This window comes from Ramlibacter sp. MMS24-I3-19 (assembly GCF_050320135.1).
GTDB lineage: Bacteria > Pseudomonadota > Gammaproteobacteria > Burkholderiales > Burkholderiaceae_C > Ramlibacter.
This window is the reverse complement of the sequence record NZ_CP190017.1, coordinates 806,021-830,013: the sequence shown is the minus strand read 5'-3', so window position 1 is coordinate 830,013 and position 23,993 is coordinate 806,021. Positions and strand designations below refer to the sequence as shown.

Annotated in this window: 18 protein-coding genes, 2 pseudogenes and 1 riboswitch; of the genes and pseudogenes, 7 read left to right on the top strand and 13 right to left on the bottom strand. The window is 65.6% G+C overall.

The window, feature by feature from the left end; translation table 11 throughout:
* Positions 1–54 precede the first annotated feature (54 nt).
* The gene (locus ACPWT1_RS04030; protein ID WP_427914126.1) at positions 55–2,355 is read left to right on the top strand and encodes a PAS domain-containing protein; all 2,301 of its coding nucleotides are present in this window, start codon (positions 55–57) and stop codon (positions 2,353–2,355) included.
* 3 nt (positions 2,356–2,358) lie between these two features.
* On the opposite strand, the gene ACPWT1_RS04025 is transcribed toward ACPWT1_RS04030, so the two are convergent.
* The gene (locus ACPWT1_RS04025) at positions 2,359–3,342 is read right to left on the bottom strand and encodes a Bug family tripartite tricarboxylate transporter substrate binding protein (RefSeq protein ID WP_427914125.1); all 984 of its coding nucleotides are present in this window, start codon (positions 3,340–3,342) and stop codon (positions 2,359–2,361) included.
* 65 nt (positions 3,343–3,407) lie between these two features.
* Positions 3,408–3,475, top strand: a riboswitch (S-adenosyl-L-homocysteine riboswitch).
* Positions 3,476–3,539: 64 nt separating this feature from the next.
* Here ACPWT1_RS04025 and metH point away from each other — a divergent pair.
* Positions 3,540–6,239, top strand: a complete 2,700-nt coding sequence (metH, locus tag ACPWT1_RS04020; RefSeq protein WP_427915504.1) for a methionine synthase — start codon at positions 3,540–3,542, stop codon at positions 6,237–6,239.
* Positions 6,240–6,315: 76 nt separating this feature from the next.
* Entirely contained in the window at positions 6,316–6,717 is a 402-nt protein-coding gene (locus ACPWT1_RS04015; RefSeq protein ID WP_427914124.1) for a glycine zipper 2TM domain-containing protein, read from the top strand.
* A 20-nt stretch (positions 6,718–6,737) separates the two neighbouring features.
* On the opposite strand, the gene ACPWT1_RS04010 is transcribed toward ACPWT1_RS04015, so the two are convergent.
* Complete coding sequence (locus ACPWT1_RS04010; RefSeq protein WP_427914123.1) at positions 6,738–7,553, bottom strand: ChbG/HpnK family deacetylase; 816 nt, start codon at positions 7,551–7,553, stop codon at positions 6,738–6,740.
* Between the two features lie 3 nt (positions 7,554–7,556).
* Here ACPWT1_RS04010 and ACPWT1_RS04005 point away from each other — a divergent pair, with 3 nt between their 5' ends.
* Positions 7,557–7,967 carry a GtrA family protein gene (locus ACPWT1_RS04005; protein ID WP_427914122.1) on the top strand — a complete coding sequence of 137 codons (411 nt, stop codon included), beginning with the start codon at positions 7,557–7,559 and terminating at the stop codon, positions 7,965–7,967.
* On the opposite strand, the gene ACPWT1_RS04000 is transcribed toward ACPWT1_RS04005, so the two are convergent.
* The 8 genes and pseudogenes from ACPWT1_RS04000 to ACPWT1_RS03965 form a co-directional block, all read right to left on the bottom strand.
* Complete coding sequence (locus tag ACPWT1_RS04000; RefSeq protein WP_427914121.1) at positions 7,894–9,450, bottom strand: ArnT family glycosyltransferase; 1,557 nt, start codon at positions 9,448–9,450, stop codon at positions 7,894–7,896. The two genes, ACPWT1_RS04005 and ACPWT1_RS04000, sit on opposite strands and share 74 nt — an antisense overlap.
* On the bottom strand, positions 9,447–10,433 hold the full coding sequence (locus tag ACPWT1_RS03995) for a glycosyltransferase family 2 protein (RefSeq protein ID WP_427915503.1): 987 nt from the start codon (positions 10,431–10,433) through the stop codon (positions 9,447–9,449). The genes ACPWT1_RS04000 and ACPWT1_RS03995 overlap by 4 nt, the downstream gene beginning before the upstream one ends.
* Before the next feature lie 179 nt (positions 10,434–10,612).
* Positions 10,613–11,251 (bottom strand): annotated as a pseudogene (locus ACPWT1_RS03990) (ATP-binding protein); the annotation flags it as partial.
* A 526-nt stretch (positions 11,252–11,777) separates the two neighbouring features.
* The gene (locus ACPWT1_RS03985) at positions 11,778–12,092 is read right to left on the bottom strand and encodes a hypothetical protein (RefSeq protein WP_427914120.1); all 315 of its coding nucleotides are present in this window, start codon (positions 12,090–12,092) and stop codon (positions 11,778–11,780) included.
* Between the two features lie 1,589 nt (positions 12,093–13,681).
* A complete protein-coding gene (locus tag ACPWT1_RS03980; protein WP_427914119.1) occupies positions 13,682–14,608 on the bottom strand; it encodes an ATP-binding protein in 927 nt (308 codons plus the stop codon).
* A gap of 21 nt (positions 14,609–14,629) precedes the next feature.
* Positions 14,630–16,285: a hypothetical protein gene (locus tag ACPWT1_RS03975; protein ID WP_427914118.1), complete on the bottom strand. Its 1,656-nt coding sequence runs from the start codon at positions 16,283–16,285 to the stop codon at positions 14,630–14,632.
* Positions 16,233–16,778: a hypothetical protein gene (locus tag ACPWT1_RS03970; protein ID WP_427914117.1), complete on the bottom strand. Its 546-nt coding sequence runs from the start codon at positions 16,776–16,778 to the stop codon at positions 16,233–16,235. The genes ACPWT1_RS03975 and ACPWT1_RS03970 overlap by 53 nt, the downstream gene beginning before the upstream one ends.
* Positions 16,753–17,259, bottom strand: coding sequence for a hypothetical protein (locus tag ACPWT1_RS03965; RefSeq protein WP_427914116.1), 507 nt, complete (start codon positions 17,257–17,259; stop codon positions 16,753–16,755). Before ACPWT1_RS03965 ends, ACPWT1_RS03970 begins: the two co-directional genes overlap by 26 nt.
* Positions 17,260–18,231: 972 nt before the next feature.
* On the opposite strand from ACPWT1_RS03965, the pseudogene ACPWT1_RS03960 reads away from it, so the two are divergent.
* Both ACPWT1_RS03960 and ACPWT1_RS03955 read left to right on the top strand, forming a co-directional pair.
* Positions 18,232–18,678: pseudogene (locus tag ACPWT1_RS03960) on the top strand (TniQ family protein); the annotation flags it as partial.
* A gap of 138 nt (positions 18,679–18,816) precedes the next feature.
* Positions 18,817–19,755 carry a hypothetical protein gene (locus tag ACPWT1_RS03955; protein WP_427915639.1) on the top strand — a complete coding sequence of 313 codons (939 nt, stop codon included), beginning with the start codon at positions 18,817–18,819 and terminating at the stop codon, positions 19,753–19,755.
* 766 nt (positions 19,756–20,521) lie between these two features.
* Here the strand turns inward: ACPWT1_RS03955 and ACPWT1_RS03950 are convergent.
* From ACPWT1_RS03950 to ACPWT1_RS03940, 3 genes are all read right to left on the bottom strand, one after another.
* On the bottom strand, positions 20,522–21,478 hold the full coding sequence (locus tag ACPWT1_RS03950) for a type II toxin-antitoxin system HipA family toxin (RefSeq protein ID WP_427914115.1): 957 nt from the start codon (positions 21,476–21,478) through the stop codon (positions 20,522–20,524).
* A 10-nt stretch (positions 21,479–21,488) separates the two neighbouring features.
* Positions 21,489–21,818 carry a helix-turn-helix domain-containing protein gene (locus ACPWT1_RS03945; protein ID WP_427914114.1) on the bottom strand — a complete coding sequence of 110 codons (330 nt, stop codon included), beginning with the start codon at positions 21,816–21,818 and terminating at the stop codon, positions 21,489–21,491.
* A 446-nt stretch (positions 21,819–22,264) separates the two neighbouring features.
* Complete coding sequence (locus ACPWT1_RS03940) at positions 22,265–23,176, bottom strand: DUF72 domain-containing protein (RefSeq protein WP_427914113.1); 912 nt, start codon at positions 23,174–23,176, stop codon at positions 22,265–22,267.
* A gap of 194 nt (positions 23,177–23,370) precedes the next feature.
* Here ACPWT1_RS03940 and ACPWT1_RS03935 point away from each other — a divergent pair, with 194 nt between their 5' ends.
* Positions 23,371–23,973, top strand: coding sequence for a hypothetical protein (locus ACPWT1_RS03935; RefSeq protein ID WP_427914112.1), 603 nt, complete (start codon positions 23,371–23,373; stop codon positions 23,971–23,973).
* Positions 23,974–23,993 lie beyond the last annotated feature (20 nt).

Below are 23,993 nucleotides of genomic sequence, written 5' to 3'. Positions count from 1 at the left end.
GCCCCTGAACCTCCCCATGCCCTGACGACCGGTGCTGCCGGCGGAGCTGCGCCCGTGGCCTGGAGCCTGGAGGAGCGTCTGCGGGCGGCCCTGGAGGCCGGCGGCACCGGCACTTTCCGCTGGGACATCCGCACCGATGAACTGTGGTGGGACACGGCGCTGGACCGGCTGTTCGGGCTGGAGCCGGGCCGGGCCGTGCGCAGCCTCGAGCAGTTCGTGGCCCTGGTGCATCCCGACGAGCGCGCCGAGGTGATCGAGCGCTGCCGGCGCTGCAAGGAGTTCGGCCACGACTTCGACATGGAGTTCCGGGTGGTCTGGCCCGACGGCTCTGTGCGCTGGCTGTACGACCGCGGCCGCACGCTGGTCGGCGCGGACGGCCAACCCCAGGCGATGACGGGCGCCTGCGTCGACATCACCCAGCGCCGCCAGGCCGAGCAGGCGCTGCGCGAGCGCGAGGCGTTCTACCGCCGCACGCTGGAGTCGGTGCCGGGCATCACGTTCACGACGCACGAGGACGGGCGCGTGGACTACATCAGCGAGCAATGGGCGGCGTACACCGGCCGGCCCGTGAAGGAGCACCTGGGCAGCCGCTGGGCCGATGCGTTGCATCCGGACGACCGGTCACGCGCGCACGCGGCCTGGACCGAGGCGTGGCGCGAGCGCAGCTCCTACAGCGTCGAGTACAGGTTGCGCCGCCATGACGGCGCCTACCGCTGGTTCAAGGCGCAGGGCTGCGTGATTCCCGCGACCGGCGATGCGCCCGAGCGCTGGATCGGCACCATCGTCGACGTGCACGACCTGAAGCTGGCGCAGGCGGCGGTGCAGGCGCGCGAGCGCGAGCTGCGGCTGGTGGCGGACAACCTGCCGGACGTGGTGTCGCGCTTCGACCGCTCGCTGCGCCACGTGTTCGTCAGCGCCGCGATCGAGGGCCTGACGGGCCGGCCGGTGTCCGACTTCATCGGCCGCACCAACCGCGAACTGGGGATGCCGGACGACGCGTGCGACCTGTGGGACGGCGTGATCCGGCGCGTGTTCGAGTCTGGCGAGCCAGTCGGCACGCATTTCTTCCTGGAGATCCAGGGGGCGCAGCGCCACTTCACGGCCAGGCTGGTTCCCGAGCGCGACGAAACCGGTGCCATCACGCACGTGCTGAGCGTCACCCGCGACACCACCGACGCGTGGGAGGCGCAGGAAGCCCTGCGCCGCGCCGACCGCCAGAAGGACGACTTCCTCGCCACGCTCGCGCACGAGCTGCGCAACCCGCTCGCCCCGCTGCGCACCGGCCTCACCGTGCTGCGGCGCCAGGCGAGCGCAGGACCGGAGGAGCGCCGGGTGCGCGACATCATGGAGCGCCAGCTGGAACACATGGTGCGGCTGGTCGACGAACTGCTGGACGTGGCCCGCATCAGCCAGGGCAAGGTGATGCTGCAGCGCGAGCCGGTGCCGGCGAGCACCGTGGTGCAGCACGCGCTCGATGCCTCGCGGCCGCTGCTGGAAGCACAGGGCCATGCGTTGACCGTCGATCCCGGCAGCGACGAGTGGCTGGTGCACGGCGATGTCACGCGGCTGGTGCAGGTGGTCGGCAACCTGTTGAACAACGCGGCCAAGTACACGCCCGCCGGCGGCCGCGTCGCGCTGGCCGTCACCGCCACGGCGCATGAGGTGGTGATCGCCGTGGAAGACAGCGGGATCGGCATCCCGCGCGACATGCTCGATCGCATCTTCGATCGCTTCGTGCAGGGCGAGGCCGGCCACGACAGGGCGCAGGGCGGCCTGGGCATCGGCCTCAGCGTGGTCAGGTCGCTGGTCGAGATGCATGGCGGACAGGTCGGCGCCAGCAGCGGCGGCCCGGGCCTGGGCAGCCGGTTCGAGGTGCGGCTGCCCCGGGTCCACGCGGAACGCGCGAGCGCAGCCGTCTCGCCCGCGCCCGCGGCGGCAGGACCGGATCCGCTGCGCATCCTCGTGGTCGACGACAACGTGGACGCCGCCGAGACGCTCGCCATGGCGCTGGAGCTCGAGGGCCACTCGGTCCGGCTCGCGCACGAAGGGAGCGCCGCGATCGAGGTCGCCGAGCAGCACCGGCCGCACGTCGTGTTCCTCGATATCGGCATGCCGGGCATGGACGGCTACGCCATCGCGGCACGCCTGCGCGAACTGCCGGACTGGGAGGACCGCGTGCTGGTGGCGCTCACCGGCTGGGGCGCCGAAGAGGACCGCCGGCGCAGCCTGGCCGCGGGCTTCGACATGCACCTGACCAAGCCGGTCGACTTCGCGGCCGTCGAGCGCCTGCTGACCGACCTGGCGACCGCGCGCTCGCTGGCGGCCGCGGTCAGCAGGCCGCGGCCCCTGGCCTGAGCCTCACTGCGGCTGGAAGCCGCTGGCGCGGATGATCCTGGTCCAGGCCTGCGTGTAGGCGCGTTCGCGGTTCGCGAACTGCTGCTGCGGCATGTAGCCCACCGCCAGGCCCATCGCGGTGAGCTTCTCCTTGACGTCGGGTTGTGCCACCACCTTCGCGAGCGCCTCGCCGAAGCGGTCGATGGCGGCCTGCGGCGTGCCGGCCGGCGCGAACAGGCCGTAGTACGGGACTTCCTCGAACCCGGCCAGTCCCAGCTCGGTGAACGTGGGCGCGTCGGGCACCGCGGCCTGTCGCGCATGGCCCATCACCGCCACGACGCGGATCTTGCCGGCCTTGTGGTTCTCGATGAAGTCGGGGATCGAGCCCACGCCCGCGCCGATCTGGTTGCCCAGCATGTCGGCAATCATGGGGGCGCTGCCGCGGTACGGCGCCGCCTGCAGGTCCACGGAATATTTCTGGCCGATCAGCTTGACCAGGAACTCGGGCACCGAGGCCGGGGCCGGCACGCCGACGTTGCCCTTGCCGCCCTGGCGGCGCACCCACGCGATGTACTCGGGCAGGGTCCTGGCGGGCGTGCCGCCGGACAGCGCCAGCGCGTTGACGAAGGTCGCGAAGCCGGCCACCGGCACGAAGTCCTTCGCCGGATCGAAGCCGGGATTCTTCGTCACCAGCGGCAGGATCGAGATCGTGTGGTCGTGCGTGAGGAACAGCGTGTGGCCGTCGGGCGCCGCGCTCTTGAGCACCTGCGCGGCGATCTGTCCACCGGCGCCGGCGCGGTTGTCGACCACCACCGGCTGGCCCAGTTCGTCCTTCAGCTTTTCGGCCAGCGTGCGGGCGATGGCGTCGGTGCCGCCGCCGGCCGGAAAGCCGACCAGGATGCGGATCGGCGCGTGATCCTGCGCCGCGGCGGGGAGCGCGCAGGCAGCGGTGAGTGCGAAGGCTGCGCCAAAAGCGAGGACGGCACGACGGCCGGAATGGAGCGACATGGGGATTCCTGCGGACGGAAGAGAAACCGCCGATTTTGCGCGACGACCCTGCAGGTAAAATGACGCGTCCCAAGGAGCGTTGCAGCGCCGAGCACGGCGTCAGGCTTGGGAATCCCAACGACGCTCGCCAAGGCCGCGGCCCCGCCGCACGCAAGACCCAAGGTGAGCAGATGTCCGACACCCCCCACGTCCTCCCGATGAAGCTGGCCGGCCTGGAGCCGGTGGCCATCGCGCCCGGCAGCCTGTTCGTCAACGTCGGCGAACGCACCAACGTCACCGGCTCCAAGGCGTTCGCGCGCCTGGTCCTCGCCGGGCAGTTCGAGGAGGCGCTCGCCGTGGCGCGGCAGCAGGTCGAGAACGGCGCGCAGGTGATCGACGTCAACATGGACGAGGCCATGCTGGACAGCAAGGCGGCCATGGTGCGCTTCCTGAACCTGATGGCCAGCGAGCCCGACATCGCCCGCGTGCCGGTGATGGTGGACAGCTCCAAGTGGGAGGTGATCGAGGCCGGCCTGCGCTGCCTGCAGGGCAAGGGCATCGTCAACTCGATCTCGCTGAAGGAAGGCGAGGCCGAGTTCAAGCGGCAGGCGCGCCTGGTCAAGCGCTATGGCGCCGCGGCGGTCGTCATGGCCTTCGACGAGCAGGGCCAGGCCGACAGCTACGAACGCAAGATCCGCATCTGCGAGCGCGCCTACCGCATGCTGGTCGACGAGGTCGATTTCCCGCCCGAGGACATCGTCTTCGACCCCAACATCTTCGCCATCGCCACCGGCATCGAGGAGCACGACAACTACGCGGTCGACTTCATCAACGCGACGAAGTGGATCAAGCAGAACCTGCCCGGCGCGAAGGTCTCCGGCGGCGTGTCCAACGTGAGCTTCTCGTTCCGCGGCAACGACCCGGTGCGCGAGGCGATCCACACCGTGTTCCTGTACCACGCCATCCAGGCCGGCATGGACATGGGCATCGTCAACGCGGGCATGGTCGGCGTGTACGACGACCTCGAGCCGCAGCTGCGCGAGCGGGTCGAGGACGTGGTGCTGAACCGCCGCCCCGACGCCGGCGAGCGCCTGGTCGAGATCGCCGAGCAGGCCAAGGGCGCGGCCAAGGACGAAGGAAAGAAGAACGAGTGGCGCCAGCAGCCGGTGGAGCAGCGCCTGGCGCATGCCCTGGTGCACGGCATCACCGACCACATCGTCCCCGACACCGAGGAGATGTACCAGCAGGTGCTGGCCAGGGGCGGTCGCCCCCTGCACGTGATCGAAGGCCCGCTGATGGACGGCATGAACATCGTCGGGGACCTGTTCGGCCAGGGCAAGATGTTCCTGCCGCAGGTGGTGAAATCGGCGCGCGTGATGAAGCAGGCGGTCGCGCACCTGGTTCCCTACATCGAGGAAGAGAAGAAGCAGCAGGAAGCGGCCGGGCAGGACGTGCGTGCCAAGGGCAAGATCGTCATCGCCACCGTCAAGGGCGACGTGCACGACATCGGCAAGAACATCGTCACCGTCGTCCTTCAGTGCAACAACTTCGAGGTGGTGAACATGGGCGTGATGGTCCCGTGCCACGAGATCCTCGCCAAGGCCAAGGTCGAGGGCGCGGACATCGTCGGCCTGTCGGGCCTCATCACGCCGTCGCTGGAGGAGATGCAGTACGTCGCCGGCGAGATGCAGAAGGACGACCATTTCCGCCTGAGGAAGATCCCGCTGCTGATCGGCGGCGCCACCACCAGCCGCGTGCACACGGCGGTGAAGATCGCGCCGCACTACGAAGGCCCGGTGGTCTACGTGCCCGATGCGTCGCGCAGCGTCGGCGTCGCGCAGAACCTGCTCTCGGAGCAGGCGGCACGCTACATCGCCGAGGTGGAGGCCGACTACGAGAAGGTGCGGCAGCTGCATGCGAGCAAGAAGCAGGTGCCGCTGGTGTCGCTGGCGCAGGCGCGCGCGAACAAGACGCCGATCGACTGGTCAGGGTACACGCCACCGGTGCCCAAGTTCATCGGGCGTCGGGTGATCAACAACTTCGACCTGGGCGAGCTCGCGAAGTACATCGACTGGGGTCCGTTCTTCCAGACCTGGGACCTCGCGGGTCGCTTCCCCGAGATCCTGAAGGACGACATCGTCGGCAGCGAAGCCGTGCGCGTGTTCTCCGACGGCCAGCGCATGCTCAAGCGGCTGGTGGAAGGGCGCTGGCTCACCGCCAACGCGGTGGTCGGCTTCTGGCCGGCTAACACCGTGCGCGACGACGACATCGAGCTGTACACCGATGAATCGCGCAGCGACGTAGCGCTCACCTGGTACGGCCTGCGCCAGCAGACCGAGAAGCCCGTGATCGATGGCCAGCCGCGCCCCAATCGCTGCCTGGCCGATTTCGTGGCGCCGCGCGGTGTCGCGAACGATTACGTCGGCGCTTTCGCGGTCACGGCCGGCATCGGCGCCGAGGTGAAGGAGCAGTACTTCCTCAAGGACCTCGACGACTACTCGGCCATCATGCTCAAGGCGATCGCCGACCGGCTGGCCGAAGCGTTCGCCGAGTGCCTGCACGAGCGGGTGCGCAAGGACCTGTGGGGCTATGCGCCCGGCGAGCAGCTGTCGCTGGAAGACCTGATCGCCGAGAAGTACCAGGGCATCCGTCCCGCGCCCGGCTATCCCGCCTGCCCCGACCACAGCGTCAAGGGCGACATGTTCCGCCTGCTGCAGGCGCAGGACGCCGGCATGGGCCTCACGGAAAGCCTGGCGATGACGCCGGCCGCCAGCGTGAGCGGCTTCTACCTGAGCCATCCGCAAGGCCAGTACTTCAACGTCGGCCGCATCGGCGACGACCAGCTGGAAGACCAGGTGCGGCGGCGCGGCGCGGAACGGGCCCAGCTGGAGCGACTACTGGCGCCCAACCTGGGATGAGCGGCTGCCGGCGCCGCGCCGGCGTGTCCACACTTGCAGTGACTCATCCGTTGAACGGAAACCACTGGAGGACACCATGAAGCAACTCGCCATCGCCGCCGTCATCGCCACCGCCGCCTTCGCGGCCCACGCCGAGCAGGCGCTCTGCGACACCTGCGGGCACGTGCAGGCCGTGACCAAGGAAACCCGCAAGGGCCAGGGCGGCGCGGCCGGCATCGTCGGCGGCGCCGTCGTCGGCGGCCTGATCGGCAACCAGTTCGGCCACGGCAACGGCAAGGCGCTCGCCACCGTCGGTGGCGCCGCCGCCGGCGGCTTCGCCGGCAACGAGGTGCAGAAGCACGTCACGAGCAAGGACGTGTGGGTGACCTCGGTGAAGATGAAGGACGGCTCGGTGCGCAAGTTCGAGCATGCCGCCGCGCCGGGCTGGAAGGCCGGCTCCATCGTCAAGCTGCACGGCAAGAGCATCGTCCGCGCCTGACGCCCGGACCGCGCCTGTCCTCAGGCCGGGGGCGCGAACCGGCTCACGGTGACGCCGGCCTGCGCCAGCAGGCGCGGCCAGGCGTCGCTGGCCAGTACCCTGACTTCGTTGGCCCGGGCCGGGGCAAAGACGTCCCCGACGGCATCCGGGCCTTGGTACGCCGGGTGGCACATGAGAACGTCGCCGTCCATTGCGCGCTGCAGCCAGTCTGCGAGCAGGCGCTCATAGGCCTGTGGATCACTGTCGAAGCCGTAGGCGCCGAGCAGGTGCCCGGAGACCGGAATGCCGAGCTTCGCGGCTCTCGCGCGCAGCCGCTTTCCGCCAAGAGCAGCGATCAAGCGGGGCTTGAGGCCATGTTCTCCGCGCGGCGCCTGAGTTCCTCGCAGCCACGTGCGACGGAGCCCCCGTCTTGCAAACTCCTCGAGGATGGCGTCCTGCACGACGGGAAGCTGGTGAACGTGGTGATGGCCGTCGACATGGTCTGGAACACGTCCCATGACCTGTTCGAAGGCGTCGAACTGCGCTCGAACTTCCATCGCGATGCGGACGGGTGAGAGTCGTCCGAGGTAGGCTCGGGCGATGAATGCTCCGAGTTCGCAACGCAAGGACTTGTCCAGCGGGGACAGCGTGAAGTCCACATGGAGGCCGATGTCCAGAGTCCCAGGAGGCAGTGCTCGCAGGCCAGTGGCCGAAGAGGTCCAGCGGGGACTCCCGACCATGCAGCTGGTCGCCGAGACCGCTCCGAGCTGCGCCAGTTCGAGCACGGCCTGGTCGACGCCGGGCCGCCAACCAAAATCATCGATGCACACCACCAGCCGCCGCACCGGAGCCTTCACCGCATGACCTCGTGGCGCCGACTCGCCAGCTTCGTCGCGGTGGGCTGCACCGCCGCCGCGGTGCACTTCGGCGTCGTGGTGCTGGCCGTGGAAAGCCGCACGGCCACGCCGCTGGCCGCGAACGTCGTCGGCTGGCTGGTGGCGTTCGTGGTGTCGTTCGCCGGCCAGCACCGGCTGACCTTCGGCGACCGCACGGCGCCCATGCTGCGCGCCGTGCGCCGCTTCTTCGCCATCTCGGCCGGGGGCTTTGCCGTCAACGAGGCTGCGTATGCGCTGCTGCTGCACGTGTCGGCGATCCGGTACGACGTCGCCCTCGCACTGGTGCTGGTGGCCGTCGCGGTCATGACGTATGTGCTGAGCTCGCGCTGGGCCTTCCTGCGCAGCTCGGCCCCACCACCGGCACCCAGTCCATGACTTCCCACAGGACGTTGGGACCGCTGCGGGCCACGCGGCGCGCGTTGGCGAGCAGCGGGTAGCGGCTGGTGACTTCCGCTGCGCCGACGACCCAGCTGCGCGCGCCGGGGCAGTTGGGCTGCTGGAGAACCACCGGCAGCAGCAGCGGCGACGCCTTGGGATCCGTGAAGTTCGCGGCATCGAGCAACTCGCGCCGCCAGTTGTCGCCGCGGGTCAGCGCCGGGTCGTCCCAGCGTTCGATCACGGCCACGGGATGGTGCAGGCCCGCATAGAAGGGCAGGTCGAAGAAGTAGTTCTCGACGAAGGCCACCGGTTCGTCGGCATGGGGCTTCAGCGCCGGGGCGAGCTCGCGTGCCGACTTGTGCGGCACGGCCAGCGAGCCGGCAATGACCGCCACGCAGGCGATCGCGGCAACCGGCGCGGTGGCGCGGTGCAGGAGCCCTGCACGGCCGGCACCACGCACCGCCAGCCAGCGGTCGGCGATCAGCCAGGCCAGAGGCGGCACGGCGGGCAGCACGTAGCCGACCAGCTTGGAGGCCGGCAACGAGAAGAAGCCGACGATGGCGACTAGCCACACCCACATCAGCAGCCGCACTTGCCGCTGCTGGGCATCCGCCGCGATCGCGGCGTCCTGCGGACGGCGGCGCAGCAGCCAGGCCGTCCACGGCAGTGCCAGCAACGCCAGCACGGCAGGGAAGAACCAGAACGGCCGCGCGTTGTTGAAGCCAGCTTCGGTGTAGCGGCTGAAGTGCTGGACCACGAAGAAGTAATGCAGGAAATCCGGGAAGCGGTCGCGCATCGCCACGAACCACGGCACCGACAGCACGGCGAACAGCAGCAGGCCGGGCCACCACAGCAGGCGCAGGATCTGCATCGGGCGCCGGCACAGCAGCAGCCACACGACCAGCACCAGTCCCGGCAGCACGATGCCGATCAGGCCCTTGGCCAGCAGGCCGAGCGCAACGCCCACATAGCCGGCGAGCAGGGCAGGACGGCGGCGGGAGTCGCCGGGCGCCAGCAGGGCTGCCCGCGCGAACGCCAGGATGGTCGCGGTGATGCAGCCGGCCACCAGCATGTCCAGGTTGGCGTACTGCGCCGAGACGAACACCAGCGGCATGGTGACCAGCACGAGCAGCCAGCTGCGCGCGAGCGTCTCGCCACCGTGGCGGCGTCCGAACAGATAGCAGCTCGCGGCGGCCAGGCACGCGCCCAGCCATGGCGCGACGCGGCCGGCCCACTCGTGGTTGCCCACCAGCGAGAGCATCGAGGCGGAGATCCAGTAGAAGAGCGGCGGCTTGTGGAAGTAAGGCAGGCCGTCGAGCGTCGGCGTGAGCCACTCGCCCGATCGCACCATCTCCCACGCGACGCCGACGTAGCGGCCCTCGTCGGGCAACGCCAGCGGGCGCAGCCACGAGGTGAAGCCGAGCCACACGAAGGCGAGCGCCAGCACCGCGGCGGTGCCGCGCCTGGTGTCCGCGCTCATCGTGCGTGCGCCTTCAGCCCCTGGCCGTGCACGTCCCTGACCACGTAGAGCGGCCGCGCCTTCACTTCCTCGAAGATGCGGCCGATGTATTCGCCGATGATGCCGAGCAGCACCATCTGGATGCCCAGCAGCAGGGCGACGCCGACCACGATCGTGGTCCAGCCGGACACGGAGTTGCCCCACAGCAGGTACGCCACGACCAGCACGGCGCCGTAGGTGAGCGATGCGAACGCAACCAGCAGGCCGATCACCGTGGCCAGCCGCAGCGGCCAGGTGGTGAAGGCGGTGAGGCCGATCAGCGACAGGCTGAGCAGACGCCGCAGGTTGAAGTGGCTGCGGCCGTGCGCGCGTTCGCCCGGCACGTAGGGCAGGGCCACGGCCTCGAAGCCGACCCACGCATACAGGCCCTTCATGAAACGGTTGCGCTCGGGCAGCGACAGCAGCGCGTCGACCACGGCGCGGTCCATCAGGCGGAAGTCGCCACCGTCGGGCGGCACCTCGAAGCCTTCGAAGGCGTTGAGCAGCCGGTAGAACGCGCGCGTGCCCCAGCGCTTGACGAAGCCCTCGTCGTCACGGTTGGCGCGCACCGCATAGACGACGTCGGCACCCTGGCGCCAATGCGCCAGCATGTCCTCCAGCAGTCGCGGCGGATGTTGCAGGTCGGCGTCCATGCACACCACCACCTCGCCCTGGCTGTGCTCCAGGCCGGCCGTGAGCGCCGCTTCCTTGCCGAAATTGCGCGACAGCCGCACGGTGCGAAACCCCGCGCGCGCCGACCACCTGTGCATGACGGCGGCGGTCTCGTCGGTGCTGCCGTCGTCGACCATCACGATCTCCCAGCGGTCGGCCAGCTTCGACAGCCGGGCCAGCAGCAGGGGCAGCAGGGTCTCCAGGTTGCGCGCTTCGTTGCGGCACGGCAGGACCAGCGACAGGCTCGGCCGTTCGGGTCTCTGGCCGGGAGCAGCGCCGATGCCGCCGGGCAGCGGGCGCGCCGGGACGGGTGGCGGTTCAGGGCGTTCGCCGGTGCCTTGCGGCAGCGCGCGCTCGAGCAGCAATTCGTCGTCTTTCACGGCGTGGCAGTCAGGTGCGGAATCCATCGCGCCCGGGCGACGGACCGCACGGGCAATGGAGGCATTGTGCCTCGCCCGAGCTGACTGGCGAGTCAGCCGGAGGGGCGCCGGTACTGCACCGCCTCGGCCAGGTGCGCGACCTCGATGGCGTCACTGCCGGCCAGGTCGGCCACCGTGCGCGCCACCTTCAGCACGCGGTGCGTCGCGCGGGCGCTCCATCCCAGCCGGGCCGCGGCCCGTTGCAGGAAGGCGCTGCCCGCAGCATCCAGCGGCACGTGGCGGTCGATGTCGCCGGGTTCCAGGGCGTGGTTGGTCTTGCCCTGGCGAGACAGCGCGCGGGTCCTCGCCGCGATGCAGCGCTGTCGCACGCGCGGCGTGGACTCGCCGGGCGTGGCATCGAGCAGGTCCTGCGGCGGCAGCGCCGCGACTTCGACGTGCAGGTCGATGCGGTCCAGCAGCGGGCCGGACAGCCGTGCCTGGTAGCGCGCCACCTGCTCCGGCGTGCAGCGGCAGGCCCGATGCGGCGCGCCGCGCCAGCCACACGGGCAGGGATTCATCGCGGCGATGAACTGGAAGCGGGCCGGGAACTCGGCGCGACGCGCCGCGCGCGCGATGGTGATGTGCCCGGTCTCGAGCGGCTCGCGCAGTGCCTCGAGCGCGGCGCGCGAGAACTCGGGCAGTTCATCGAGGAACAGCACGCCGTGGTGGGCGAGCGAGATCTCGCCCGGGCGGTGTAGCTCCGCGAAGACAGTGCCCAATTTCAGCCAAGCAAATCAACAACTTAGGCATCTCCTTCGCCATGCGCAGATGCTGCCCTCGCCGAAGTGAATGCTCAAGTGCTCAAAATTAGGCGCAGTTGGCGACCAGCGATGCACACGCCAGCGAAGGCCGAACAGCTGGGTGGCATTGCACGAGTCAGGCGCCCCCGCGTCGCCAAGCCCACCCGTGTGTCGACCTGCCCTGTCAGCGAACTCGAGTCCTCAGCTATGCGCCTTGGCTCGCCGGCGCTGCCCGGAACGTACTGCCAGTGCTCCTTGCACGACAAGCGGTCCCATTCGGACGGCTCCCCGCGCAACGGGATCTCGCCGGAAGCTCTGGGAACTCATCGGGTCTTTTGGTCGTAGTCGAGGCGGTCTGCAGCCGCGGAGGCGGGAGGCCGAAGAAGGGGGCGAGCAGACGCTCGCCCCATTTGGCAGGACGGCCGATTTCGGTCCTAGCTCGCAATGCAGAGATTGAAGTGGCTACCTGCGGTCCCCTCTAGGGCGCCGTCGTCGATTCGGCCAAGATCAGCAATCGCGCCATGAGTGTCTGATGGTCCTCCGTGGCCTTGGAAATCGGCGTCATCAGCCCGTTCGCCAGGCCTGACCGCTGCAGTCTTCGCAACGCGTCGTGTAGCGTGTTCTCAGCCGAGAGAGCCTCGTTGACCTCGGCTGCATGCAGCCAGCCGATCGCGACCATGACTTGGGCGCGCGGCCAGCCGACATAGCCGGCTACTCCGTAGATTCGCTCCAGCGTCAGGCTTGCGAGCCGACTCGGCTCTTTTTTTACGCGGTACCAATGTCCGACGGACATGTTCAGAGTGCGGGCTACGTCGACCGGGGCGTCCCCCTTTCTTGGGCCCGCAGAACGATCGCATCCCGCAGATGACCCGCCCGACGAAGCCGCTCCGCTCGATCCATGGTGTTTTTATGCGCTGTCGATGTTTTCACGCGATTTCCTGAAGCGCAGAGAGATCCTCTGCTGCGTGTGTAGAAAGTGATGACGCCGAAAGTCACCAACAACCGGGAACGCGGCGCTTTCGAATCAGGCATGAACGTGACCCGCTCCGCAGGAGTAGTGGTGGGGAAGGAGCGCTGGCCTGATGCTTGCGGACAGGGAGCTACCGGGGAGTTCGAGCGAAGCTGAGTAAGCTGCTGGCACAAAGGCCGCTCTGGTGGGCGGCCTGGCTACCTACTCCGCGACAAGCGAGGGAGACGTGTACACGGCGGCCCGGTTGGTATCAGGTGCAGTCGGGCTGGCGGGCCCATCTTGCAAACAGCCTGCAGGGCCGTCATGCGCATCGACGATACACGCCGAATCAGACGATCGTGAGCATTAACGGGTGGCGCTACTGTTGCCATCGACGTCTGCTATCGAACTGGGTAGTCAATCGTATCGGCTCCAGAGCCGGGCCTTTCTGGTGGTTCCTTTTTTGGGAGAAGGGCGAGCGGGATTGGCGGAACGTCAACGGGTGGTGGGGGCAGCACCCCTGGTTCCGTCCATTCGGCGGGCCACGATCGGAGTACCCCGCTTCTTGAGAGATGCCGCAACGATTCCAGGAAGGCCCATGGCCGTTCCGTCCGGGTGAGCCACTCAGAGTAGGCGCCCCGAAAATTGCTGTCCAAGAGAAGCCAGAAGCGGGGCGCCAGGCGCACGTGATAGCCCCGTCGCACTCTCGTGTAACCTGGCGGTGTTGTACTGTCGCCTATTTCGGCCCACGCGTTCTCTGTCTCGCGGCGGCCTACGCGACGATGGCAACAGCCAAAGAAAGTATCGAACGTGTCGGCGATGCGCGAAAGCGCCGACGGGGATAGCGCGGCCTCGACCTCGCGATCAAAAAAGGAATCCAGTCATAGACGCAGGCCAAGAACGCCCGCAGCGAGTCTGGGTCCAACGCCTGCGAGCTACTCGCAGACCTCAGGTCGTAGCCGCATTGGCATTCATTCGTTCTTCGAAGATCCTGCCAGCCAAGCGGCTTTTCGCAAGCGGGGCACTTCCAAAGTAGCCCGCACTGGTGCACTGGGCATGCCAGCGCGCCTGGGTGCAAAAAGAGAGCGCCGATCTCCAATGCAGCACGTGCGCATTCGGGGCAGACTAGCCGCAACGCGTGCCCCTTACGACCCGCAGATATGAGCGCTGCGGCGAAGTCCTCGCTACGGCCTGGGAAGAGGGTAGCTTGGAAAAGCGCGTGCACTGATGGGCGCTCGACGATCAGCTTCGCGAACACGGCCGGAGGAATCCTATTTGCTTCGGCGACTCTGCACAGGTGCACCGACGGGTGCTCCAACTCTCCGGCGACCGGCACTTTCGGAACGATCTCACTTAGCGAGCGTGCTCGTTCAGCGCGCGCTCGCTCTCCGAGGAACGTGCTCGGTGCATTCGGGTCGGTTGGGAGTAGGACCTCAGTAGAAGGCATGGTTATCTCCATCGACGCCTAAGGACGAAAATGGCTCCCCCAGCTGATCGAGGCGCTCAAACACGAAGTCCTTGTGAAAGGGCCGCCGCTTTTCTGCCACCAGGCTCATGCCCGGCATGAAGTTCCACTCGCGATCGAGCAGACCGATGTCGAGCTGAGCGCCCTTGCTGAACTTGCGGCCAACCCGGACAACGAAGTCAATGACATGCTTCGGTACGCCGTCTGTGGCGTACTGAATGCGGGTAAGGATGTCGGCATCAGCTAAGAAGGCCAAGTGCGCCTCCAAAGCGGTTCCCGCCACAACAGACGCGATAAATCCGCCCAAGTCATGTTCGAAACAGTCATACGAGAACGGGCGCAGAACTAGGTCCTCCCCGGCCCGGTTTTTCCACTGTTTGTTGACGGCGAGGAGATCTCGAATCCGTGGCGCGCCTATTAGGCCGGTCACGCCTTTGTAGTGGTCGTGGAACGTCTTCCAATAGTCGCCCAGTTGAGCATGTGACCGTTGCTGGCCGCGGTCGAGGTAGTGGTGGACTTCGTCTGAGAGCAGCAACTCGCAGCCAGTCCCATTGCTGTAGCCGATTGCGCGGTCTAACAGTTCCATAGCAGTGCCGACGGTGGGCCCGCCGAATGCCTTGCAAAGGGCTGCGAACATGCTGACCGGCGTTGGAGCAGGTGGCACACTGAAATAGACGACTCGTCTGCGCCTTGTGGAGCCATCCCAGCTAGGCGGGTACTGTTCCGCGTACGTCCTGGCCATAGTCGACTTGCCCTGTCCTGAAATGCCCAAAATCTGGAAGTTTTGGACATTGCCGTTCTCCGTGAAGTCCTTGTGAATCTCCGTTATGCGATCCCACGCAACCTGCATCCCGGCGTAGACAATCAAGGGTGTTTGCTCATGAATCTTGTACATAGGAGCGCATCGTCAAACGGTTTAGAACAGAGGGCGCTTCGTCCCTCCGATCTGCTGGAGCGCTTTCGGCACTGAGATCGGGCTAAGCGGTGCAGGAGCGGGCGGGCGAGCAACAGGGATGTGTTCGGCCGTCGACGGCGCAGGAGGAGAGGTTGGGGCCGGGCGAGGAGAAGGGGCGGGCCTCGACGAACGAGTGCGCCTCGGCAGATCGGTACTATGGCTTTGAGCGGCCGACTGTGTGCGCGCGTCAAGGTACTCGGCGGACGTTCCAGGTAGTAGCCCAAGCAGCTGAAGCCCGCGCTTCCGCTGGGCGATGGTCTTGGCTGTCAGCAACCCCAAGCCGATGTCCCGCATCCGGCGGTACGCCTCGGCGACTTGAAGGTGGGCTCCTCCGTCCTTTTCAGATTCCCGTTGCATACGTCGCATTAACTTCACCTGATACGCGCTCTTGTTGCAGGTGTCGGGATCGTGGTTAGGCACCTCGATCCACTCCCCTGTTCCGGGGTGCTTGAACCAAACCTTGTCCAAGAGGGCCTCTCGGTACCTGACCTGAACCTGCACGGTGCCTTGGTGCTCGTACAAGCGCCTAACCGCTTGGAGCGCGTCGGAGTTGAAGCTGCGTAGGTCGGCAACATCCAACCCGTAGGGCTGAATGCGCCGGAGAACTCCAGTTGTGCAAGCCAGCTCCAGCCGGTCGTAGTGGCCCGGCAGACGGACGGGCGTGAGGCTCGTCAGCTCTTGCCAAGTCTTCAGAGGAACGATCTTCGACTTGCCGTGCCCTGAAACGTTATGCACGTCGCAGATATACGTGTGCAGGAGTCGGTGCAGATCGGAAAGCTTGAAAACGGTGTATTGCTCAGGGGGTACCTCCGAAGGCTTGCGGACATGCGGATGGGAACCCGTAGCACCTGGCTGGTTGTCCATGGCTTGGCGATTCAGGTACTTCTGAATGGCCTCGATCAGTCCCTTATAGCGTCCTTTCTTGCGCGGCATCCACGCGAACTCGCTGGCCATAGAGAACTCGATGATGCTCGCCTTGAACTTCGACTTGGAGTGAAACTCCTGTCCGTTATCCATGGCCAGCAGTCCGATCATCCCGTGCATCGGCCACGCATTGCGGATGTCCGGGTAGCGCTCGCGCAAGTACGTCTTTGGCGTGCAAGCGTGCCGAAGTGCCTCAAGGACGGCGGAGGCAGACGGAGCCCCGAATCCGATGCTGTACCCGATGATGGCCTTACACCTGACGTCGATTACGAGCGTCAGTCGCACACGGCCTAAGAAGATTCCCTCGTCGCTGAGCGCATAGATGTCCAGGGGCGTGTGGTCGATCTCCACACGCTCAAGCGGTCTGAGCTTCGCCACATTGCGGTACTTGACCGCGGTGAAGTGCTCGCGAGCGAAGGAGCGACCAAACTTCGCGGCGACCACCTCGTACGCTGGCAAGGAGCGGATGAAGTGCACCATCTGCTTGTAGCCGGGAATTTTGAGTCGCTCCTCCTCCGGGACTAGCTTGTTGTGCGTTTCGAATTCCCGTACTACCTGACGATGGCAATATGAGAACGAGGACCCATCGGTTCCGAAGTAGTGATCCTCCACGCATTGCTGCAATAGTCCCAATGCGCCCTCAATAATGCGCAGCTGGCCCCGCCCGCCGTGGTTGCTGCGGTCGTCCGCCAAGACGACCTCCCAGGGCACTCCGTCGGCGCATGATCACCTTCCTTTGCCACCGCTTCACAGTTTGGCGGCCAGGAGGTTCTTCATCGAACCCACACTCCTTTGCGACGCGCGGATAGTCCTTTTCCCAAAACTCCACGCTGCCCCAGCCAAGTCCCCCCGCCTTGTGCACTGCCGCCAGAAGCTTCTTGCGCGCCTCTCCTCTGGCAAGATCATCAGCTGCAATGTCCTGAGCAAGTGGGTAGACCTTCTTTGTCGAACGCGCCCTTTGCGCAGGTGGCAGTAGGTCCGCATGAACTGGCCGCACATTACGCTTGGCGTATTGGTCCAGCAGGTAATCGAGCGACTTTTCCGTACGAATGCCCTCTGCGTCGATCAACTCCAACTTAGCAGAGAGCGGTTGTTCGTCGACCTGTGCGCGCTTGAAGGACAAGACCTTGTGCACACGGTCGAAGAGCAGGAACTGCGCTTCAGGTTCGAAGGAAACCTGGCTCATACCAGACCCTTTCTCTGCTACGCAGCAGTTGCGTGTTGCGAGTTAAAGGTTGTCGCCAGTCGAAAGTGAACCAGCCGTCAGCGATTGCTCCCCAGGCATGTTCTAGGCCAATCATGGCCTCGAGTTCTCGGACTTGAGCCGAGGCGGGTAGTGCGCGCGAAATCGCTTCGGGAACTGAGACCGAGCGCCACTGAGCCAGATATCGGAGGTTCCCAACTGTCTCCCCCAACGCAGCGATATCTGTATCAGTGACGATTCGGAAGATTTCGCCCCACGCGGCGAAGTGCCGTGCGATTCGCTCCAATCGCTCCGTCTCGCCTCGTCGCCTCAGTTCTTCCGCGCTCTTGCACTCGAGCCATATTCGCCGTTTGCTTTTGATCACGAGGGTGTCTGGCGTGTAGTGGCCATCTTCGAGCGTCAACACTGCTGGCTGCGAAAACACACCGGTGACGGCGCGGCAGGCTCGGGCAATGGTGAGCACGTCGCGCTCCACCTCCGCCTCCCATTGCAGGTCCGATTCCTCGAGTGAGGCGTACTCGCCACGAACTCTGCTCCCGCTTCTAGTGACGAGACGGCGCGGTCGCCGGGTGGCGAGGGGCAGTCCAAGGGGGAGCATTTCGCGGTCCAAGCCACGCGCGAGTAAGCTGGATTCACTGTTTGAGTTGGCCATGAGCATTCCATCTCACGTGGGCAGTCCTGCAGCTTGGTAACATCGGCTGCGAGGCGAACGGTGAGCACCTACCCAGGTGTTTGCAATAGGGAAGCTGAGCTCCGTTTCACGCCGCGGGTAGCTCTGTGTCGCACCGCTTGTGAGCCATGCTGCGGCCGTTCTAGGTCGTGTGGGTAACAGACCAAACAGCGGTGGGCTCCAGTGGTATATCGAAAGTTTCGCCGCGGCCTCGTACGCGGGTTCGAATCATTTGCGTGCCTACTATTGGCCCCTTGCGGTTTCAGGCAGCACCGACGGCATACTGAAAGTAGCCGCAATCAACCGGCCCAAGTCGCGACACGAGCCGAGACAATTTGGGCGCGAGTCCAGGACTCTTCTTCTGGCCCTGGCGCTGGCTCTGGCTATGACGCGGCCGGGCCAGAGTGACATTGCATTAGCTTCGTGCCGGGTAATCGTCACGTGGGCGCTCTACGGCAAAGCTGGTTCGCGGCCGTCGCGAGTTGGCGCAAGGAAAGAAGTACATCGTCCTTGCCCAAGACCCGCACGGGTCATTCAGCCGCCCCGGTCGCACGATGGAGATCTGGGAGTCGCATCTAGCGCGAATGTGAGATGGTTTCCCGCTGTCGCGATCCGCGAGTAGGCGTGGCAACCTCACCAAGCACTAATTCAAGCGACGGTGGTGAGATGCAGATACGTTTCAGAAGCCCTTCATCGGAACGATCTTCCCGGGTGAATGCCAGGACAGCGATGGTGACCATGTGGTCTCCTCCAGCGGCGCTCTAAGTGCAGAGTCCGCTCCAGGACTGCAGCTGGCCATATCGTCCGAAGCGGCTTGAAGGCGAGCTCCTATCTAGTTGGCTCGTTCGCTTGGCGCATCAACACCATCTCTCGGCGGAGAGCTTAGTTTCGGCGTTGCTTGGCACACGCCAGGCCCTGTGGAACAGGGACATCGACCGCACTGCGTCCTCAGCGCTCATTGCCAGAATCGCCCATGGCTGCGGTGAGTCGCCGGATTTTCTACGTTCGCTGACGCTAGAAGATCTACAAGGGGTGATCTGCGAGTCGATGGCTGGTGCAGCCGTGGCAGAAGGGATCCTGCAGCTAGGCATTTACCACCGCCTGCGGCGGCACCACGGATTGATGTACTGCCCTGCGTGCGTACAAGACGACCCAGAGCCGTATTTTCGGAAATCATGGCGAGTCGCCTACCTCTGCGCTTGCGCGGTGCATGGCCTTCAACTTCAAGACCGCTGCCCATCGTGTGCCGCGCCTGTGGTTCCGCACCGGTCTCTTATTCGCGGCTCTCCAGCTCAGGGTGACTACGCGCGGTGCTGGATGTGCGGGACAGGGTTGTGCCATGGTGGGAGTTTGCCTGCCGCCGAGAACACCCGTTACCTTGCCCGGCTTGTGGACGGCGCTCTCAAGCACGGGTTGATCCAAGTCAATGGCGCGGCTGTTCATCCCCTCGCGTTCTTCGCCGGACTACGGGTCTTGTGGGCGTTCGCCAGCCGCCGCCTTGGCATGCCGAATCCCGCCCGAGTATTGGAACGAACGTCCGTGATTGACCGGCTGCGCGTTAGCGAGCTGGTCGGATCTTGGTTGCACCAGTGGCCGCATCGGCTTCTGAACACGATTCGCGAGAACAAGATTCCAGTCACCGCGATATCTCCCCGTGCACGATGTGCTCCGTTCTGGATAGAGCTCGTGGTCTCGCCGATGAGGCGTAAGCAAGCGCGACTTCTGGCCGACGAGGCCGCTGCCATCGTTGCTGCTGCGGGCGGACTGCGGTACGCCCGCATCAGAGGCCGCCATGTTGAACGCCGGCATTTGCCCGTTGAAAGGCAGACTACGAGCGAGGAGGTCTATCAGCGGCTCGTACGCTCTCTTCAAGAGCGTGCCTCCGCGAGCACCGGCCTAGATGCCCGCCGACTGCACGAAGACGTTCTCTGGGTTGAGATTGTTCGCCGAGAGGGTCTCCGATTGGACGAAGTTGCTGCCATGACGATCGCCGCCTTGCGTGAGCTGCGGGAAAGCTGGACTCAAGCTGGACGGCCTTGCGAAGTGGTTCGCCGCGCTGACGTCATATTGGAAGCTGCCACCGACACAGCCACGCTGCGATTAGCGTTTCCCAATGCGAGGACAGGAGAGCGGCTCGGGCGGAACGCATTGTCGGAACGCTTCCGAAAGGCAGCGCAGGCAGCGGGCCTGAGCGGCAGCGGCCTGAGCGTCTTGTACCTGCGACCACCGGGTCGTTCTCGAAAAATGGACGCTTCAGTGGAACTTGGGGATCGTCGAGGCCCGGATTGATGGACCAAATGGTGCCGCTGACTGCAGCGGGCGGGTTAACAAACGCCGCGATCAGGATTGAGGTTGCACGTGTGCCCTGGTGCGGGCGCTCGCTAGGAGGACATGCGTGTCCGAGCCGCTGTTGGGCCGAGGTCGAGGTGGGCGCCGAGAGCGCGCTCTTCACACGGTTCTCGGCCCGGCCGCTCCGCTCCGCAAGTCACCCGTCAGATCTGCCGCCGAAGTGTCGAGAGATTCCGTGGCGCGCAGAGAGCTCCTCTGCGACCCGTGTAGGCGCGCGGTCCCAGCGAGTCGCCACCATTTCCAACGTGAGAGAGGCTCGCCCCCCAAGCGACTGCTAGCGGGGAATTTCTGTCACGCGTACTTCTCGTGGGCAGGATGCTCGCCTACTTCCCGATCGTCGGCTGGGCGTGAGATCTGCGGCCTTCGGTTGAGCAAAGTTGGAGACCAGGAGCGCATGTGCCGCTTTGGGCGATCGACTCGATTGAAGAACGTCCTCAGGTCACCCTAAAACACTGGGCGGTGTTCGATGTGCCCTTACACGGAAGCGACCAGCCATGGACGCGACACCTGGCCGGCTTCGCCCTTGAGGACAGGCAAGGTCAGGTCAGCTCTCCGTCGCGCCGAGCCGTCGCCAGCAGCTGCTGGGCGAGAGCCTGACAGAGTTTTGCGGTGGGCTGCCCCTCCGCTGCACCCGCAGCCACGCGGCAGCTTTTGGCTGCGCTTGCGGGTAGTCACTGGCCTGATTCACTGTATAAACGTACAGCATTCAAGGAGCCTTGCATGGACCCGCAGTACACGGTTTCGCTGCAGGCAGCCCAAACCCTGCCTGCTCCTGAACGCATCGCCGCCGGTCCGTGTCGGGCTGCGACGACCACCGGCGTAGTTCGTCGGCCAGCAGAAGGTACGACCAGCGATCGCGCCCCAGGTAGCCGTCCTCGGCGTCGAGCACCGTGAGACCGGACACCAGCCCGAAGCGGGCGTAGGCCTTGGCGTCCGGGTTCCACTTGCGGTCGAATCGTTCGAGCATCAGGGCGTCCCGGCTGCCCACTTTTTCCATGCGCGTGCCGCAGACGTCCAGGCCGGCGTGGCGCGCGAGTTCCAGCGTCGCGTACTCGATGCGCTGCATGTTCAACTTGTCGTTCTTCTCGGGCAGCTTGGTCAGCCAGATCCGGTTGCCGTCCTCGATCGTCACCTTCGGCCGCGCGCCGCCCATGCTGGTGCCGGGCTCGAGCTGCTCCAGGACCTCGTGCGGGAGCTTGCCGGTCTCCTCCAGCTGTTCGGCCGCCTTGGTCAGGGCCTCCAACTGGTGGGTACGGTTGAACGGGCGCGGCGCAGCAGGCGGCTTGGGCGACGTGCCGAAACGCAGGTTCCCGGCGCCGTCGTCCGGACCGTTGAGCAGATAGTCGATCTCTGAGACATCGGCCTCGGGAAGAGCCAGCTTGGCCTGGATCACGCGTCGGCCCCAGGCGTCCGGGCTCGCATCACGCAAGGCGCCCGGAATGCCCTTGAGCTTGGTGAACTCCTGCGGCCGGCCGCTCAGGGGCAAGTTGTACGGATCCAGGGAGGGGGCGTCTTTGCGGTCCAGATACGTTCGTCCGTAGCGGAACACGCCGCGGTACGAGTCCCGGCCAACCTCGCTCACGGCCAGCACGCCGCAGGGCACCCACTCGAAGGTGCCAGGTAGCTGGATGAACGCGTAGCAGGTTTGTTCCTTTGCGGGCATCGATGTCCCCTCAGAAGTCGTTGTTCGGGCCGGACTCGCGCACGCGCTCAGGCAGGCGTGCGAGCTCCAGCGTCTTGCCGTGCTCGTCCGTCTCCGGATTGGCCAGCGCACGGGCCGTCGAAAGGAGACCCAGCGCCCAGAGGACGCTCAACGCGTTGCCGACGGACACGCCGTCGTCGCCCTTTTCCAGGCGACGAATCGTCTTCTCTCCGACGCCGGCCTTCTGGGCGAGTTCACCTTGAAGCATGCGGCGGCGCTTGCGCGCAATGCGCACGTTTTCCCCCAGCTCGCGGGTGGCCTTCTGCACTTCGTAAGGGACGGTGACGGAGATTTCGGTCATGTTAGGGCGGTCTAGTCGGCTTAGCGGTCAAATATGGCCGCTTTCTGACAGTATAGCCCCTTACGTCCATCACCCGATGGCGAGCGTTCATATTCGGCCGGGTTTAGCGCTTTATCGGTCAAATACGACCGATACAGCCCAGACTGGCCGATCATTCCAACCAAGTGGCTGTCGGCCACCACCCTGTGGCCGGACAGTCGGGCGGCGGCCGTATCTCCAAGGGGTCGACCGTCAGCCCGGCCGAGCGGCCTTACCAACTAATTTTGAGAACGGCTAGACCCACGGGGGGCGGCAGAAAGTGAGCCATGCGCCAGGGAGGAAATAGACGCGATGCTGCTTCGAAGCCAGCCCACTGGAAGGGCACTTTAGTTCACTCCGTGTGCACCGCCCAGCAGGAAAGTCCCGACGGCGCCTTGGCTTCCTCCACATTGATGATCGGGGCTGATTCAGGCTGCCGACATGGGACGCTGCAGCGCCCGCATCATCAAGCGTGCATTCACCTGGCCTTGGTCTTCGAAGTTCGTGTTGAAGACCACGTGAACCGCTGCCGCTTGCGAAGCCAGCTTCTCGACGGGTTGAACCAACTGGTCGATCTCTGCCTGGCTGTACCAGTAGTCAAATCTGCTCGAGGACGCCTCAACCTTCTTGTTCCAGGCTGCCGCGTTGCGACCGTGCAGCCGTACGACGCTGAGCGCAGGGTGCGTCACCTCCCACACCGGGGGCACGGAGTTCGCAAACCCCTGTGGACCGTCGACCACGGTGTGAACCACGCCCAGGCGGCTCTCCAGGTCGATCGTCTTGGCAACGCGCTCTGGATCGAGCCAGGTCTTATTGCGGAATTCCACCGAGAGAAGGTGATCCTGCATCTGCTCGACACAGTGCTCCAAGTGGTCCAGGCCGTCGCGGTTGCGAATCAGCCAGGGAGCGAACTGGAAGTGCACCGCACCAAGCTTTCCGTTCAGCCGCAGCGGTGCTAGGGCCTCTTTGAAGCGCCGCCAGAGTTCGTCTCGGATCTCCTGCGGCACGTCACGGTAGTACAGATGCTTGGGCGGGTTGGGCCCAAGCGCCTGCTGAATGTCGCGATGCAAAACGTGGGGCGGAGTCTGGTGCCCGGTGAACAGGCGGAAGGCCTTGACGTTGAACACGAAGCCATCTGGTGTGCGCTCCGCCCACCCCTGCGCCACCTGCGGCGCAGGGATCCCGTAATAACTCGAATCGATTTCGGCCATCGGGAACTGGCTCGCGTAGAAACGCAGCCGCGCCTCCGGTGTATTGGCCTCCGGTGGGTAGAACCGGCCGCTCTCGAGCAGCGTCTTGTCCGTCCAAGACGCTGTGCCCACCAGGATGTTCTCGGTCATCAGTGCCGTGTGAAGGTTCTACCCACGCGCGAGTGTGGAGGCAGATGGCTGATCGTGCAGACGATGAGCTCGGAAACGCACTCTCACTCGGTGCGACCGGGAACTCTCATCGGCTGCGAGCGAGAGAGGACATCACCGCTCGCAGCCCCACCGCCGCGCCGGCATCCTTGCACGTACAGGAGGCTTGCGCCGGATTGGAGATCCGAATCGACATTCAGCTGCCTTTCAAAGTCTCGCCGGAGGAGCTCAGCTGGGCCGAGCGCATGGTTCCCGCGCTGGCCTTGGCGATGCTGGAACTCCGACGCGCCGGAGGCCAAGGTCGCGAGCAGGAACTCATCGCCTTGTTCGCAGCCGACGTGGTTCCGACTCTCCACGACGTACGACGAGCGGTGCGTCAGGCCGAGCTCGTTCGCGCGAAAGCGCGGCGCGCCGCAAGCAGCGAAAGTAAGCGTGTGAGAAGGATGATGGACAAGGGAGATTTGCTCGAGGAGGCCATGTTCATTAAGCGCCTTGGATGGTCCTCGAGCAGGCTGGCCAAGGCCGTGGCCGCTCATCGCGTCTTCTTCGTCAATCATGACGGCAAGCGCCTTTACCCCGCCTTCTACGGTGATCCAGCTTACGACCGTCGCCAGCTGTACTCGGTCACCAGAACACTCGGCGATCTCCCAGGCCAGGCCAAGCTGCAGTTCTTCAGCAGCCCGCGAGGATCCCTCTCAAAGCAGACTCCACTTCAAGCGCTGCACGCTGGAAAGCTCGCATCAGTGAAAGCGGCAGCCGAAGCTTTTGCCGCGCTCTAGGACAGGCATGCCGAAGCTTC